Annotated in this window: 16 protein-coding genes; 9 read left to right on the top strand and 7 right to left on the bottom strand. The window is 57.0% G+C overall.

All coding sequences use genetic code 11. The features are described 5' to 3' along the window. The first annotated feature begins 171 nt into the window (after positions 1-171). Positions 172-996 (top strand): glutamate racemase, encoded by an 825-nt coding sequence (gene murI, locus LOY38_RS22455; RefSeq protein WP_258697108.1) that lies wholly within the window; start codon positions 172-174, stop codon positions 994-996. 65 nt (positions 997-1,061) lie between these two features. Here the strand turns inward: murI and LOY38_RS22450 are convergent, their stop codons facing one another. The 4 genes from LOY38_RS22450 to LOY38_RS22435 form a co-directional block, all read right to left on the bottom strand. Next, positions 1,062-1,778 (bottom strand): 4'-phosphopantetheinyl transferase superfamily protein, encoded by a 717-nt coding sequence (locus tag LOY38_RS22450; RefSeq protein WP_258697107.1) that lies wholly within the window; start codon positions 1,776-1,778, stop codon positions 1,062-1,064. Positions 1,779-1,975: 197 nt separating this feature from the next. Further along, complete coding sequence (locus LOY38_RS22445) at positions 1,976-2,659, bottom strand: NYN domain-containing protein (RefSeq protein ID WP_258697106.1); 684 nt, start codon at positions 2,657-2,659, stop codon at positions 1,976-1,978. Between the two features lie 106 nt (positions 2,660-2,765). After that, positions 2,766-3,008 carry a hypothetical protein gene (locus LOY38_RS22440; RefSeq protein ID WP_258697105.1) on the bottom strand — a complete coding sequence of 81 codons (243 nt, stop codon included), beginning with the start codon at positions 3,006-3,008 and terminating at the stop codon, positions 2,766-2,768. Positions 3,009-3,020: 12 nt separating this feature from the next. Then, a complete protein-coding gene (locus LOY38_RS22435; protein WP_258697104.1) occupies positions 3,021-3,521 on the bottom strand; it encodes a hypothetical protein in 501 nt (166 codons plus the stop codon). A 318-nt stretch (positions 3,522-3,839) separates the two neighbouring features. Here LOY38_RS22435 and LOY38_RS22430 point away from each other — a divergent pair, with 318 nt between their 5' ends. The 3 genes from LOY38_RS22430 (at position 3,840) to LOY38_RS22420 (ending at position 5,549) form a co-directional block, all read left to right on the top strand. Then, positions 3,840-4,031: a DUF1508 domain-containing protein gene (locus LOY38_RS22430; RefSeq protein WP_074874292.1), complete on the top strand. Its 192-nt coding sequence runs from the start codon at positions 3,840-3,842 to the stop codon at positions 4,029-4,031. A gap of 166 nt (positions 4,032-4,197) precedes the next feature. Next, entirely contained in the window at positions 4,198-5,124 is a 927-nt protein-coding gene (locus tag LOY38_RS22425; protein WP_258697103.1) for a LysR substrate-binding domain-containing protein, read from the top strand. A 59-nt stretch (positions 5,125-5,183) separates the two neighbouring features. Continuing rightward, on the top strand, positions 5,184-5,549 hold the full coding sequence (locus tag LOY38_RS22420) for a 5-carboxymethyl-2-hydroxymuconate Delta-isomerase (protein WP_258697102.1): 366 nt from the start codon (positions 5,184-5,186) through the stop codon (positions 5,547-5,549). Positions 5,550-5,552: 3 nt separating this feature from the next. On the opposite strand, the gene LOY38_RS22415 is transcribed toward LOY38_RS22420, so the two are convergent. The 3 genes from LOY38_RS22415 to LOY38_RS22405 all read right to left on the bottom strand — a co-directional run bounded on the left by LOY38_RS22415 (position 5,553) and on the right by LOY38_RS22405 (position 8,782). Next, positions 5,553-6,488: a LysR family transcriptional regulator gene (locus tag LOY38_RS22415; protein WP_258697101.1), complete on the bottom strand. Its 936-nt coding sequence runs from the start codon at positions 6,486-6,488 to the stop codon at positions 5,553-5,555. A 147-nt stretch (positions 6,489-6,635) separates the two neighbouring features. Continuing rightward, on the bottom strand, positions 6,636-7,583 hold the full coding sequence (locus LOY38_RS22410; protein WP_258697100.1) for a DMT family transporter: 948 nt from the start codon (positions 7,581-7,583) through the stop codon (positions 6,636-6,638). A gap of 14 nt (positions 7,584-7,597) precedes the next feature. Beyond that, positions 7,598-8,782 (bottom strand): cyanate transporter, encoded by a 1,185-nt coding sequence (locus tag LOY38_RS22405; protein ID WP_258697099.1) that lies wholly within the window; start codon positions 8,780-8,782, stop codon positions 7,598-7,600. A 594-nt stretch (positions 8,783-9,376) separates the two neighbouring features. Here LOY38_RS22405 and LOY38_RS22400 point away from each other — a divergent pair. The 5 genes from LOY38_RS22400 (at position 9,377) to LOY38_RS22380 (ending at position 14,839) form a co-directional block, all read left to right on the top strand. Continuing rightward, positions 9,377-10,684 carry a glutamine synthetase family protein gene (locus tag LOY38_RS22400; RefSeq protein ID WP_408980638.1) on the top strand — a complete coding sequence of 436 codons (1,308 nt, stop codon included), beginning with the start codon at positions 9,377-9,379 and terminating at the stop codon, positions 10,682-10,684. Positions 10,685-10,850: 166 nt separating this feature from the next. Then, positions 10,851-12,500: a phosphoethanolamine transferase gene (locus tag LOY38_RS22395; RefSeq protein WP_258697097.1), complete on the top strand. Its 1,650-nt coding sequence runs from the start codon at positions 10,851-10,853 to the stop codon at positions 12,498-12,500. Positions 12,501-12,572: 72 nt separating this feature from the next. Beyond that, a complete protein-coding gene (locus LOY38_RS22390; protein WP_258697096.1) occupies positions 12,573-13,235 on the top strand; it encodes a class I SAM-dependent methyltransferase in 663 nt (220 codons plus the stop codon). 180 nt (positions 13,236-13,415) lie between these two features. Then, positions 13,416-14,549 carry a ribonuclease D gene (gene rnd, locus LOY38_RS22385; RefSeq protein WP_258697095.1) on the top strand — a complete coding sequence of 378 codons (1,134 nt, stop codon included), beginning with the start codon at positions 13,416-13,418 and terminating at the stop codon, positions 14,547-14,549. Continuing rightward, positions 14,546-14,839 (top strand): YcgL domain-containing protein, encoded by a 294-nt coding sequence (locus tag LOY38_RS22380; protein WP_253419765.1) that lies wholly within the window; start codon positions 14,546-14,548, stop codon positions 14,837-14,839. Before rnd ends, LOY38_RS22380 begins: the two co-directional genes overlap by 4 nt. Positions 14,840-14,951 lie beyond the last annotated feature (112 nt).

The following is a 14,951-nucleotide window of genomic DNA, read 5'->3' as shown; positions in this document are numbered from 1 at the left end:
TCTAGGCGCGGCGGCACGGTCAGTATTGATGCGAAACAAAGCACGAGAAATCAGTCGGGTATACCCGATTGGACTCTTCACGGTGCGTATTATTTGCGGTTTTCAAACAATACGCAGTGATTGCATCAGAGCCGGCGCCCCGGAGTAAATTACAATCATTGGTTCGATATTATGATCAGTAACTCTGCACCTATTGGCGTATTCGATTCGGGTTTGGGAGGTCTCTCGGTACTGGAAGCACTTCGCCGGCGGCTCCCTGACGAATCGATAATTTATCTGGCGGACTCGCGCTATGCACCATATGGCGAGAAGACAAACGAGTTTATCCGCGAGCGTAGCGCGGCGTTGGCCAAATGGCTCGTGGAGCAGGGCGCGAAGATGTTGGTTGTTGCTTGTAATACTGCTACCACACACGCAATTGCGAGTCTGCGAGACCAATTGAAGGTTCCCATTGTGGGAGTTGAACCTGGGATCAAACCCTCAGTGCTGGTGTCCGTTACCGGTATTGTTGGAGTGCTGGCAACAGCCGCAACGCTACGCAGCGAGAAACTGCGGGATCTTCTTTCCAACTATAGCGGTCATTGCAGTTTTATTTGCCAAGCAGGCCACGGCCTTGTCGAGCTGATCGAACAGGGCGATATCAACTCACCGGACATCTCTACGTTACTTCAGAAATATCTGGTACCGATGATACTGGCGGGTGCCGATACGGTTGTGCTCGGCTCCACACACTTCGCTTTACTGGCCCCACACATAAAACATCTGTTCGGTGATCAATTGGAACTTATCGAGACTGGAACTGCGATCGCTAGAAGAGCTTATGATCTACTGACAAAGTCTGGAGTGAAAGCAGAGGAAGGGAGCAGTACTTTCCTGCGTTTCTGTTCAACGACGACTGATAGCCAACAAATTGCGCTAATGAAGTTAGCCAATCGACTACTGAGCATAGAATGCCAAGTTCATGCTGTACGCATCGGAGGGGACTGCGAGAGATGATTGATTGTATTCAATGAACATGGGCATTGCATTACAGCGCGCCCATGACTTTCGTGCGACCCACGTTAACATGGGTCGGTAATAGACCATGCAAGCTGTGCAGCGTAATTTTTCGGGGCGTCGACAGGAGCAGCCGCATAGCAGCGTGTTACGCCGTTGTTAGGATGTAACCACTTTACACTGCGCTGTGAGCGCGGGTGAACTGATATACGTTTCATACCATACGAAATTCCAACGCCTACGCATTTAAGCAAAGCTTCTTTGGTCGACCAGTAATCGTAAAATGTAGCCAATTGATTCGGTGCATCTAGTTGGTCGATATGAGCAGACTCGTCGGTGCTCAGTGTGACGGCAGCGACTTCACGCCAATCGAGCTTAGTATGCTGCTGTATATCGACACCTACCCGGCGTTTCATTGACAAGGCGATCAGGCCGTACTCACCTGAGTGGGAAACATTGAAGTCGAGAAAGGGGAACTCCGCTTCGCAGCAAGGTATGTTTTTCACGCTCGGCCGCCCGTATGCGTCCACTGTGAACGATATTTGTCCAGGAGGCTTGCCCAGCTTTTCTGACAGCAGTATTCGTAAAGCCGCTCGAGTCGATGCAAAGCGAGCGGCATCAGCCGTTTGGTGGAAAGCCGCAAGGCGCATTTTTTCATCTGCGCAGAGCTCAGAGAAACAGCTGCTGTCTGGTGGTAGATCGAATCTGACATGAGCTAGCCATAGAGAGATATCAGCGGGGCAGTCTTCGGGCAACTTTATGCTTTTGATCGGGATATTCATTGTCTTCTTGCCAAAATTTAGAAGTCTTGAAGTGCTTAAATATTGCAACTCAATAGTGAGTCAATATAAGCAGAAGAATTTACAACGCTCATTGCCATGAAAGCGGCAATGACTTTTTATTTTGAGTAAACATTGATTTCCATCGATTGCGGTCTCCAGTCTTCGATAGCAGCATCCGGCGAATGCTGCCACGGAATTCAGTCAATATCATGGTAGGCGGCAAGCCCACTGGCACCTGTCCATGCCAGTATATTGCCTGGTTTGAAACGCTGAGACATATACATCTCTTTTGTCCCTGCAATACGCGACCTCACCCAGGCAGGATCATGAGGTGACAGTGATTGCGGTGAGCGATCCAGATACTCGATATCGATCTGCATCTCTCGTGAATCAAAGGCAACGACTCGAAAAATATATTGATAGGTGTTATCCGGCGAGTAGTGCACTCCCGGGATCATGAGCGGATCGATCAGAGAGTTGCAGATTTTTGCGATGTCGCGTGACACACCCTTATGTGCGGCAATGTCCACCCAAATACCTTTATCTTGAAGAGCTTGCACGAGTCTTACAAAATCACCATCTCCGCTCACGGGCACCACTCGCTCCAGTCGATCAGAATGCAGTAAAATATCGACAGCTATATCGACAGTGGTTTTGGTGATCGAAGCCTTTTCTGAGCTTTGATAGAGTTTGGGAGGCTTCGTATGCAACCTGAAACCTGACTCTTCAAGTCTGTATCGGCAACTACGACGCCAAGAAGCGTAATTCGGCTTCTCGTTTTCAGCTACCTCGTCCAATACCAAATAAGAGTGAAGCTGAGTGACTTGTCCGCAGTGCTCGAAATGCTGTTGCATCACCGATGAAGGAGAAGGCCCAAACATAAGGCTGAACGGGTCAGCATCAGAGGATTGGGCGCATCTAGGATCGTATGAGCTAGTTTGCTGGTTAACGCGATAAATCCCTACATCCCTGCATCCCTACATCCCTTCAGCCAATCTGCTCAAACCGCCGCCTGGTCACGAACAGCCCCGCGCCCACCGGCACGGCAAGGACCGACATCAATCCCAAGTCAAAGCCCAGCAACTGGGTCTGGCTCAGTGCAACGCCGCCGATTGCGCCTGCCACCACCAGCGTCACCCCTAGCCACTTGCGCAGCGGGTACGGCTTAAGAAGCCGATCAAGTAGAAAGGCCAGCGCCACAGCGATGACCGTCTGGGTAATTTCGGACATGTGCAGCCCCACTCAGGTCTTGATGATCAGGGATTCGGAAGAGCGCTGTGGGCCAATCCCACCATTGACTTGCGCCTGGATGCTGACGATTACGTCGCCAGCATGGTAGGTGGGCAGAGCGTCATTGACGTACGAGCGCACACCCGCCGTTACAACAGTACCTGCGGCGACACTGCCTGCAGGTCCGGCTAAACCGCCCACAGTACCGGCAGCGCCACCGAAGGCGGAGGCGGCCAGGTTGGCGATCTTGGTGCGTTGGGCATTGAGGACATCGCCCTGTTGCCGGGTCAGCGGCTTGGAGATGCCGATCATCATCACGCACGGCAGGCTCTTGGCCTGCATCTTGTCGTACACCTCGACGACCTTGCTGTTGACCTCATAGTGGGCGCTTTTCGCCTCGCCAAAATGCAGCTCGCGCAGGCGTCCGCGTTCGCTGTCGGTGAGGGTGATATGCGAGACGTTGAAGACGATCCCGTGAGTGCCCATGTACTGGAAAGTCCCTTCGAACTTCATCGCGCGCATCCTTTCGAGGCAAAGACGGCGATTCTCTACAAGGAGCGAATTGGATTCAAATCATTTCGCCTTGCTGGCAAGGTGTGTTGGTCGGGCGCTTACACAACAACGTAAGAAAGATATGTCTATTCACGGGAAAAGTTGCTCCGCCGAGTCGTTCGAATTACCACTCCCCGTATTTGTTGATCGTTTCGTCAATCAAGGGTTTTTCCCCGAAATATCCCCTGACATTGAAAGACTTTGCCTCAGAAATTCCTCATCTACTCTGGTTTCGCAGGTCACTGACCTGTCGTAATCAGCCATCGCAAGGAGCGATCAATGTATTTTGAGATTTACAGGCAAACCCGTGGCACCGCACAGACCGGCAAGGGCCAATGGCGCTGGCGTTTGCGGGCGGGGAATCATGAAACGATTGCCAGCGGGGAGGCTTACGTCAACAAGTCTGATTGCGTGCACGCCATCAGTTTGATCAAGGGGACTCACGATCAGACCCCGGTCAAGGAAATCTAGGCTTCAGGCGGTGAAGCTGCTCAGTGAGAGCAGCTTCGTTTTTACCGGGCGGTCTGGGGGATAAGTGTCCCGGGTTTTTATGGAGCAGGTCATTTGCCTGCCTGCATAGACGCCGATTGCGACACCTCCCTAAACTGTCGGCAGATTTGGGACCGGGGTGCAACGGATGAATCGCAACGAACTGCGCAAGGCCGACATCAACCTGATGGTGGTGTTCGAGACTTTGATGCTCGAACGCAACGTCACACGGGTGGCGGAGAAGCTGTTCCTCGGTCAGCCGACCATCAGTGCGGCGCTGAACCGCTTGCGGACGATGTTCAATGATCCGCTGTTCATTCGGGTTGGCCATCGCATGGAGCCGACGGCACGGGCCGAGGAGATTATTCAGCACCTGTCTCCGGCGCTGGATTCGCTGTCGGTGGCCTTGAGCCTGACCCACGATTTCGATCCGCTCAGCAGCACCATGACGTTTCGCATCGGGCTGTCGGATGATGTCGAGTTCGGCCTGTTGCCGCCGTTGCTGCGCGCTTTGCGCCAGGAAGCGCCGAAGGTGGTGTTCGTGGTCCAGCATGTCGACTATTGGCGCATTCCCGACCTGCTGGCGTCTGGCGATATCACCGTTGGTATCAGCCAGACCCGCGGCCTGCCGGCCAACGCCAAGCGCAAGTTGTTGCGACACATCCAGCCCAGTATTTTGCGCGCCGACGCATCGGACACGCCGTTGACCCTCGATGAATATTGCGCGCGGCCGCACGTGCTGGTGTCCCACACTGCCAACGTCAGTGGTTATGCCGATGAATGGCTGGCGGAGATCGGTCGTACACGCCACGTCCTGCTGTCCGTCCCGCAATACAGCTCATTGCCGGCGTTGCTCGCTGGCACCGACCTGATCGCCAGCCTGCCGGATTACACGGCCGAGGCGATGGCTGCGTCCGGCCAACTGTTCAAAGAGCCGTTTCCGTTCAAGACGCCGACGCTGGACCTGTCCATGGTCTGGCTCAGCCATGTCGACAGCGACCCAGCCGAACGCTGGCTGCGCTCGCGTCTGGAGGCGTTCATGAGTGAGCGTCCGACTCTTCCGCTGTCACAGTGAGCACAGGGCGGCTCTGTGTTATATGTACGACCTTTCTACCCATCCTCAGGAACCCCGTTATGCCCCACCTGCACATGGAATACACCGCTAACCTGTCCGAACTGAATGCCGATGTGGCGTTGATGCGACTCAATAATGCGCTGGTCGCTTCCGGGCAGTTTAGCGCTGAGTTCGACATCAAGGCCCGTGCGGTGAAGGTCGAGACTTTCAGGGTGGGTACTGCACCGGGTGAGCGGGCGTTCGTGCATGTAAAGCTGGCGCTGTTGAGCGGTCGCTCGCCGCAGATCAAGAAGCAGTTGTCTGAAAGCCTGCTGGCGGTGGTGCAGGATGTGTGTGAATGGCCGGTCGGCGTTGAGGTCCAGCTATGTGTGGAAATCCTCGACATCGATCGAGAGTCCTACACCAAGACTGCCATCGGCCACTGAGTTTCAGGTCATTTCCTGCTCGGAGCAGGCCTTGATCACTTGCTCGCGCAGCCAGGTGTTGGCGCTGTCCTGGTCGACGCTTTGACTCCATTGCATGTCCAGGGTGAAGCCCGGCAAGCCGTTGGGCGCTTCGCAGTGAATGAAGATCGCCTCGTTGGCCAGCAATTGCTGGATGCGTCGGGGCAGGGTCAGGATGAAGTCGGTGCCGGTGATCATCTTCAGCGCCGCGCTGTAGCTGTTGGAACGCGCGACAATCTGCCGTTTGTGGGCCTGTTGAGCCAGCCAACCGTCAACCATGTTGGTGGTAGACGTCCAGGGCGTCGGGAACACATGCCGGCGTTCAATGAACGCTTGCAGGCTCAAGCGCGGTTCCAGCGGCGTGGCGCGTTTGTCGAAGACGCAGACCAGATCGTCTTCCAGCAGCTTCCTGGAGTTGAAATCGGTGTGGCTGCGATGAAAGTTCGGGCCGAAACAGATCACCAGGTCGAGACTGCCGTCGCGCAGTTCTTCGGCCGGGATGTCGGTTTCGAACTTGTGCATGTTGACCATCACCGGCAGGTCAGCGAAATCTAAGTTCTTCAACAGACGCGGCAGGATCAACTGCTCGAAGTATTCCGGCGCGCAGATATTGAAGGTGACCGGTTGCAAGGTTGGATCGAACGTCGGTGTCCCGGCGTGGCACAGGTTGATGCTTTCGAGAATCTTCAGCACATGGGTATACATGGTGCTGGCTTTGTAGGTGGGGCGCATACCCGTGCGGGTATTGATGAATAGCTCGTCTTCGAAACTGGTGCGCAGTTTCTTCAGGCAGTAACTCACGGTGGACTGGCTGACGCAGAGCGCCTCCGACACACCGGTGACGCTGCTTTGCTCATACACGGCCACAAACACCATGAGGTCCTGCATGTCGAGCTTTCTAAGCAAGTTACTGTTCAGCATCCGTTCTGTCTCGCTGTGCTCCTTGCGCTGACTGTGCGCAAACGGGTGCGAACGATCCTAGCGGAACGATGGTGCCAAGTGAATGCCTTGTAGGACGTTTCATGGTCAGTTGTGGGACAGAAAGTGTTATGAACACGACCTGTGAGTTCAATCCCCTGAAACCTGGCCAGAAGCCTTTGCCGCTGAGGGCTGCACAGATATCGCAAAGTGGCTGGATATTAACAGCGCCAACATGCCGATGCCCACCAGTAATGCACCGATGATTTCCAGGGCTCGTGGCGACTGGCGTAGCCAGAACCAGTGGAAAAGCGTGATGAACAGGGTGCTCAGGTAGATGTAGGAAATGACCGAGGAAGGGGCGATGACGCCAATGGCTCGATGCAGTAGCCAGAAGGTCGCCAGCGTGGCGAACAATGCCAGGTAGATCAACCACCCAAGATCGCTCGCGGTCAGCAACGACGCCGATCGCCAGCCGCCGCTGAACCCACAGAACGCCAATAGAAACACTGCGCCGAACAGCATGTTCCAGAAGGTCATGCCCACCGGGCCGCGACCTTTGAGGCTGTTGGCCTTGAGCCGTTGACTCAGGGGCGAGTAGAGCGCCATGGCCAGGCAGCCGACCCCATACACCGACACCGCATACAGCGATGGCAGTTCGCCGGGGCCTGCACCTTTCAACACCAGCAGTATGGCGCCGGCCGCAGCAATCAGCATGGGCAACACGCGTTGTTTCAGGCGGCTGTCGGGTGTCAGGAGGGCTTCGAACAGCAGCGTCAGCAACGGCACCAGGGTGAACATCGTCCCGGTGTTGACCGACGAGGTGTAGCGCAGCGCTTCGAACAACGAGCCGAAATACAGCGCCAGCAGCATGCCGAGCGCGGCATGACCGAACAGGCCACGGACGGTCATGACGGTATCGCCCTTGAACAGCAGCAGGGGCAAAAACACCAGGGCGCAAAACAGCAGGCGCAACCCGGTGAGCAGAATCGGGTCGATGGCCTGACTCACCTGGGCTGCCGCGGAAAACGAGACGGCAATCAACAGCGCCCAGAGCAACATGCCGACGTGAGCGGCAGCAAAACCCGTGCGTTTCATGATGAGGTTCCGGGTCAGTGAATGTGCTTGGCGTAATGCCGTGGATCGAAACGTAAAGCCATCAGGATCATCAGTGCCATGACGCCGGTCAGTGACCACCAGGCCCATTCGAAACTGCCCAGATGATCGCGAATCATCCCGGCCATCAGTGGCGAGAGGCCGGCGATCAGGTAGCCGATGCCTTGCACGAAGGCGGTTAACCCGCCCGCGCGCTGAGGATTATCCAGATGATCCAGCGACACGATCAGGCTCATCGGGAACAGGCCGCCGATGCCCAGTCCCAGCAGGCACGGCCACAGCAGGCTCAGGTGCTGCGGGCTCAGAATCAGCCCGCAAAAACCGGCCATGATCAGTGCCAGCAACACCACCAGCACCAGGCGCCGGTCACGGCTGCGATTGGCGATGGCGGGTGTCAGCAGCCCCGACAACACTTCCATGGCGGTCAAAAAGCCCAGCAACAAACCGGCCTGTTGTTCGCTCCAGCCTTTTTCCACGTAATACGGCGCCAACCAGGCCAGCACACAGGTGTAGGACGCCGTGCCCAGGCCGAAGAAGATCGCGAGTAACCAGGCCCGGGAATGGGTGAAAAAGGATTCTTTGCTTGATGATTCAGCACTCGGTGTCGGCATTCCCGAGCGTTGAACACACCAGAACAGCAACGCCACCAGCGCCAGCGCCGCCCAGATCGCCAGCCCCACTCGCCAACTGCCGGTGTGGGTCATCACCAGCGGCGAAAACGACGCCGCGATTGCCGCGCCGCCCATGATCGAGGTCACGTAGAGGCCCATGCACACGGCAACGTTGTCGCTGAAACGGGACTTGATCAGGGCGGGCATCAACGCCTGAATCAGCGCAATGCCTACGCCGGCCAATACGGCGCTGAGGATCAGTTCCGCCGCTGAATCGAGGAACAACCGCGACACCGTGGCCAGGCCGATGATCAGCAGCGACAGCACCACAGTGCGCTGTTCGCCCAGGCGCTGACTGACACCGATGCCGAAGAACATCGCCAGTCCCATGGCCATGACCGGCAGCATCGTCAGCAGCGACGCCAGGCTGAAACTCAACGGGATGTCACCGCGAATGGCTGACAGCAAAGGACCGACAGCGGCCATGGACGGACGCAGGTTCAGGGCGACGAGAATGATGCTGAACATCAGCCAGAGGGCAGGACGGGAGGTTGCGCGAACGTTTTCCATAATCGGACCTTCAGGAACAAGGAGCCGATTAGGCACGCGAGCCCTGGAGGCGGCAAATCAGAAAGTCTGGAGCAGTATTTAGAAATTAAATAACCGTACTGCACCCCAAAATTCCTGTGGGAGCGAGCCTGCTCGCGATAGCGGTGTGACAGCCAACAGATATGTTGAATGTGATGGCTTCATCGCGAGCAGGCTCGCTTCCACAGGGGGATGTAGTGTTTGGTAGAGCTTGGTGAATGTTTAGCCAATCCGAACCCAAGGTTCTTCAAATCCCGATTTAACGACTTGAGCACCCGTGTGACGCTGCTGCTCATCTGTTTCCAGCGGTTTTCTCTATGGATGGTTGGCCTGCTGCACTTCCCTGTGAACTGGCCTTCTGGGCGCTGTGGCACTGCCGCCACGCGCGCCCGCCGGATTCTTGCATGTCCCGTTGATTGTTCTGACAGGTCCCGCGCTGTGCGCCGGGATCGAACCGGCGGCGCCTGTGCGTTTGCCTGACGCGGATAAACGAGAATTCCCATGAACTGTGCCATGACATCCTTCGCCACGAAAGAACAAGCCCTGACGTTTCTTGAACAGAACCCGGATATCGAGATGTTCGAGTTGTTCATCCTCGACAACAATGGTGTGCCACGGGGCAAATTACTGCATCGCGATGAACTGCTGGCGGTTTACGAAAGCGGGCGACCACTGCCGAGTACCATCCTGGGCCTGACTATCAATGGCGATGACGTGGAAAACTCCGGGCTGGTCTGGGACGTGGGTGATATCGATTGTCGCGCTTATCCGCTCAGCGGCAGTTTGCAGCGTATGCCGTGGCGATTGATTCCCACGGCGGCGGTGCAGGTCAGCATGCATCCAAAAGAGGGCATGCCCGCGACCATCGCCGACCCACGGCATCTGTTGGCCAAGGTCATCGAAGGCTTGCAGACTGACGGTTATTACCCGGTGATGGCGGCGGAGCTGGAGTTCTATCTGCTGGATCAGCAGCGCGACAGCAACGGTCGGCCGCAGCCGGCGCGGGATGTCGATGGCGGGCGGCCCCGTGGGACTCAGGTCTACGGCTTGCGTGAACTGGAACAGATCGAACCGTTTCTGGCCGACCTCTACAGCGCCTGCAAGCTCCAGGGCATTCCGGCGCGCACGGCGATTTCCGAATACGCACCGGGGCAGGTGGAAATCACTCTCGAACACCGCACCGACGCTTTGCAGGCGATGGACGAGGCAGTGCGTTACAAGCGGCTGGTCAAGGGCGTGGCCCACAAGCACGGGATGACGGCTTGTTTCATGGCCAAGCCTTTCGATGACCTGGCCGGCACCGGCATGCACATGCACGTCAGCCTGGCGGACAAGGACGGCAACAACCTGTTCGCCAGCGACGCCCCGGAGGGCACGCCGCTGCTCAAACAAGCGGTCGGCGGGATGCTCGCCACATTGCTCGATTCGTTGCTGCTGTTCTGTCCAAACGCCAACTCTTACCGTCGTTTCCAGACCCATAGCTACGCACCACTGGCGGCCACCTGGGGCGTGGACAACCGCACCGTGAGTTTGCGAGTGCCCGGCGGGCCGGCATTCTCCCGGCATATCGAGCATCGCATCTGTGGTGCCGACGCCAATCCGTATCTGGCGGCTGCGGCGATCCTGGCCGGTATTCATCGCGGCATCCGCGAGCAGCTTGACCCTGGAGTACCGGTAGAAGGCAACGGTTACGCCCAGGCCACGCAACTGTTACCGACCGACTGGCTGACCACCTTGCGAGCGCTGGAACGTTCGAATTGGGCACGGGAGGCATTCGGCTGTGAGTTTCTTGGTGTGTACCTGGCAGTGAAACGTGCCGAATACCGGCGGTTCATGGGCGAAGTCGGTGAGCAGGACTGGCGCTGGTATCTGCACCAGGCTTGAAACGGGTCTCCAGTGTTGAAAGTTTTGGCCAAATGCCATGAGCCAACTATTCGTTGGCTTCTTTTTCACGAAAAATTGATGGTTGACTGCTTAAGATTTGTGTCGCCTCGGTCAATGAAATTTTCACATTTGCCGCGGGCACTTCTTTTCAGGAACAGCCGATCACATGTTGAAGTTCAAAGCCGTGCGCCCCGAGTGGGTGACGTTGGTTTCCAGTGCCTTTCTATTGGCAGGGTTCAATTTAGTTCTCTGGCAACACCTCTTCGATATCACCGCCGCAGACGGTAAAGGCATCGTCATGCGTGTCGCGTTCGGGGTGATGATCCTGGCGGCCTTCAACATTGTGCTGACGTTGCTGGCATTCCGGCCCGTGATGAAACCCCTGTTGACGCTGATCTTTCTGATCAGTGCCGGTGTGGCGTACTTCATGAGTCAATACGGTGTGCTGATTGACGCCGGCATGTTGCGTAACTTCGCAGAAACCAATGCCACGGAAGTACGCGACTTACTCTCGCTCAAACTGTTTGTTTATATCGTGCTGCTCGGCGTCTTGCCGTCGTGGTTGTTGTGGAAAATCCCGGTTAATTACCGTCGCTGGCACCGTGAGTTATTAAGTAAAGTGCTGGTAAGTGTCGCCTCGGCTGCGGTGATTGGCGGTGTCGCATTGGTCAATTATCAAGGCCTGTCGTCGTTGTTTCGCAATCACCATGAATTGCGCCTGATGGTGGTGCCGAGCAACTACATCGGTGCCTCGGTCGGTTATTTGCGTGAGCAAGTGGTGTCTGCGCAACAACCCTTCGCCAAGCTGGGTGAAGATGCCCGGAAAAATCCTGTCTGGCAGACCCACGGCCGTAAATCCCTGACGGTACTGGTGGTGGGCGAAAGCGCCCGGGCCGAGAACTTCGGCATCCTGGGTTATAACCGCGACACCACACCGGAACTGAATAAGGAAGCCGGCCTTATTGCTTTCACCGATGTGCACTCCTGCGGCACGGAAACGGCTGTGTCGGTGCCCTGCATGTTCTCCAACATGGGCCGCAAGGATTACAACGCCAGCAAGGCGAAGAACCAGGAAGGTTTGCTGGACGTGCTCAAACACGCCGGTCTCGAGGTGATCTGGCGCGATAACCAGTCGGGCTGCAAAGGCACCTGCGATCGGGTCACTGTCGATGACGTGAGTAACCTGAAAGATCCGGTGCTGTGCGCCAACAGCGAGTGCCGCGATGAAATTCTCCTGCAAGGTTTGCAGCACTTCATCGACACGCTGGATAAAGACACGGTGCTGGTGCTGCACCAAATGGGCAGTCACGGTCCGGAATACTTCAAGCGCTACCCGAAAGAGTACGAACACTTCACGCCGGTGTGTGAAAGCAATGCGCTGAACAATTGCAGCCGTGAAAGCATCGTCAATGGCTACGACAATACGCTGGTGTATACCGACCACGTGCTGTCGAGCCTGATCGACCTGTTGCGTAGCAATCAGGACAAAGTCGATACCGCGATGCTTTATCTGTCGGACCACGGCGAATCGCTGGGCGAATACAACCTGTTCCTGCATGGCACGCCTTACATGCTGGCGCCGGAACAGCAGAAGCACGTCGCGATGCTGGCGTGGTTCTCCGACAGCTATCAAAAGTCGTTCTCGGTGGACACCCATTGCCTGCAACTGAGTCGCGAGAAGCCCTTGAGCCAGGACAACCTGTTCCATTCGATGCTCGGTCTGCTAGAGGTCAACAGCAAGGTCTACAGCCCGGGGCTGGACATGTTCTCCGAATGCCGCGGTGCAGTGATCGACGGTGTGCTGGCCAAGAAATGAGTGCTCGACCTTTTTTTCACGTGGCGACCGCTAACCTGCGGCGCCTGGAACGTCCAAACAGAGCCATTGCACATGTCCGCGCAACCCCCTTCCGCCATCGAACTTGAGTTCGCCCGGCGCTACGATCAGGCACACGCCCGCGTCTGCTCGCAGCCGCGACCGCGTGGCCTGGCGGGGCGTTTGACGTTCTGGCGCGATGAGCAACTGGTGCGTAACGCGCTTCAGGTCGCGGGCGAACCGGGATTGATTCTTGATGTGGCCTGCGGTGCCGGGCGTTTCTGGCCGGTACTGGCCGAGCATGCGAACCGGGTGATCCTCGCGACCGATCCGTCTCAGGACATGCTCGATCACGCCCGCACCCACCATCCACAGAACCTGCTGGATCGGGTCAAGACCTTTCAGAGTTCAGCCTTCACCATCGGCTTGTCGGCGAATGCGGTTGACTGCATTCTTTGCCTGCAACTGTTCCAGCACATCACCAGTCCCGAGCATCGGTTGGCCATGCTGGGCGAGTTCCACCGGGTCAGCCGCGATACGGTGATTGTGGCGGTACGGGTTGAAGCGCATTTCAAGCTCCGGCGATTGGGCGCAGAAGGCGCACAAATCCAGCCGCAAGCCAGCAAAGCCGCGCTTGAGGCCGAGTTCAGGCAGGCGGGTTTCCGCTTGCTCAGTCATCACGACTTCCTGCCGGGTTGCACGAGGATGCGGGTCTACGTGTTGCGTAAGGGCAGCTAGGGGGCTTTCTCAATTAGTTTCCACACCGAGGGGAAACTAATTGAGAGCGCCCCCTAGTCACCATCTATCAGACAATTCTTGCTGTCCGGCAGGTATTTTCGCTAAAGCTCTTGTTCAGTGAATGCGCGGAAATCGCCGGGGGCGATATATACTGCGCGCCATTCTTCAAGGGAGAGCCGTGTGGCCATCGATATTCACTGGATTCGCGACAACGATAGCCTCGGTCAATTTTGCGCCGAGTGGCAGCAGCTGCCATTCGTTGCCCTCGACACCGAATTCATGCGGGTCGACACCTTTTATCCGATCGCAGGCCTGCTGCAGATCGGCGATGGCGTACGCGCTTACCTGATTGACCCTCTGACCATCGACAACTGGCAGCCCCTGGCCGCGTTGCTGGAAAACCCGGCCGTGGTCAAGGTCGTGCATGCGTGCAGCGAGGACCTCGAAGTCCTGTTGCGCCTGACCGGCAGCCTGCCGGCACCGCTGTTCGACACCCAACTGGCCGGCGCTTACCTGAACCTGGGTTTTTCCATGGGCTATTCGCGGTTGGTGCAGGAAGTGCTCGGCATCGACCTGCCCAAGGGCGAGACCCGCTCCGACTGGCTGCAACGCCCTCTATCCGACACTCAAATCAGCTACGCCGCCGAAGATGCCCTGCACCTGGCGGAAGTTTTCGTACAGCTGCGTCCTAAGCTTTCTGACGAAAAATACGCCTGGGTCCTGGAAGACGGTGCCGAGCTGGTGGCCAATCTGCGTCGCGAGGTCGACCCGTATGAGGTCTATCGCGATGCCAAACTGGCCTGGAAACTGTCCCGCGCCCAACTCGCCGTGCTGCGTGAACTCTGCGCCTGGCGTGAGCGCGAAGCCCGCGCCCGTGATCTGCCGCGCAACCGCATTGTCCGTGAACATTCCCTGTGGCCACTGGCGCGCACGCAACCGGACAACCTTGGCGCGTTGGCGAAAATCGAAGACATGCACCCGCGTACCGTGCGTCAGGACGGCGAATTTCTGCTTGATCTGATCAAGCGCTCGGGCAGTGTGCCGCCTGATCAATGGCCGCCGGCAGTGCCGGAGCCATTGCCGGTGGAAGCCGCCGCGCTGGTCAAACAGCTGCGGGCCATCGGCCAGGCCGAAGCCGAGCGCCTGAACATCGCGCCGGAGCTGATGCTGCGCAAGAAAACCCTGGAAGCGCTGCTCAAGAGCGGCTTTCCCAAGGGTCCTTACCAATTGCCTGATTCGCTGCGTGGCTGGCGCCGCGAATTGATGGGCCAGGCGCTGCTCGACAGCCTGGCCACCGCCGGAGAACAGCCTTGAAACGTATTTGCTCCATTTATCGAAGCTCGAAGAAAAACGAGATGTACCTCTATGTGCTCAAGAGCGATGCACTGGAGCGCGTGCCTGAATCCCTGATGGCGGCTTTCGGCAAAGCCATCCACGCTTTTGATCTGGTGCTGAGCCCCGAGCGCAAGCTGTCGCGCGAAGACATTACTGTAGTACTGGAGAACCTCGACAAGCAGGGCTACCACCTGCAAATGCCGCCGGCCGAAGACGAGTACATCGAACACTTGCCGGAAGAATTGCTGCGCCGCAACGACCCGATGTGATCGCAGACAGGCTCTATTCAGGGCCTTTATGAAAGAAACACTGGAATGATTTTGGCGATGGCCACGACGATGGAGTGATACTCCGTCGGTGGTCGTCTGCACTGTTTTTGAA

The organism is Pseudomonas sp. B21-015 (genome assembly GCF_024749285.1).
Classification (GTDB): Bacteria; Pseudomonadota; Gammaproteobacteria; order Pseudomonadales; family Pseudomonadaceae; genus Aquipseudomonas.
The sequence above is the reverse complement of the archived record's forward strand: the minus strand, read 5'-3'. Positions and strand labels throughout refer to the sequence as shown.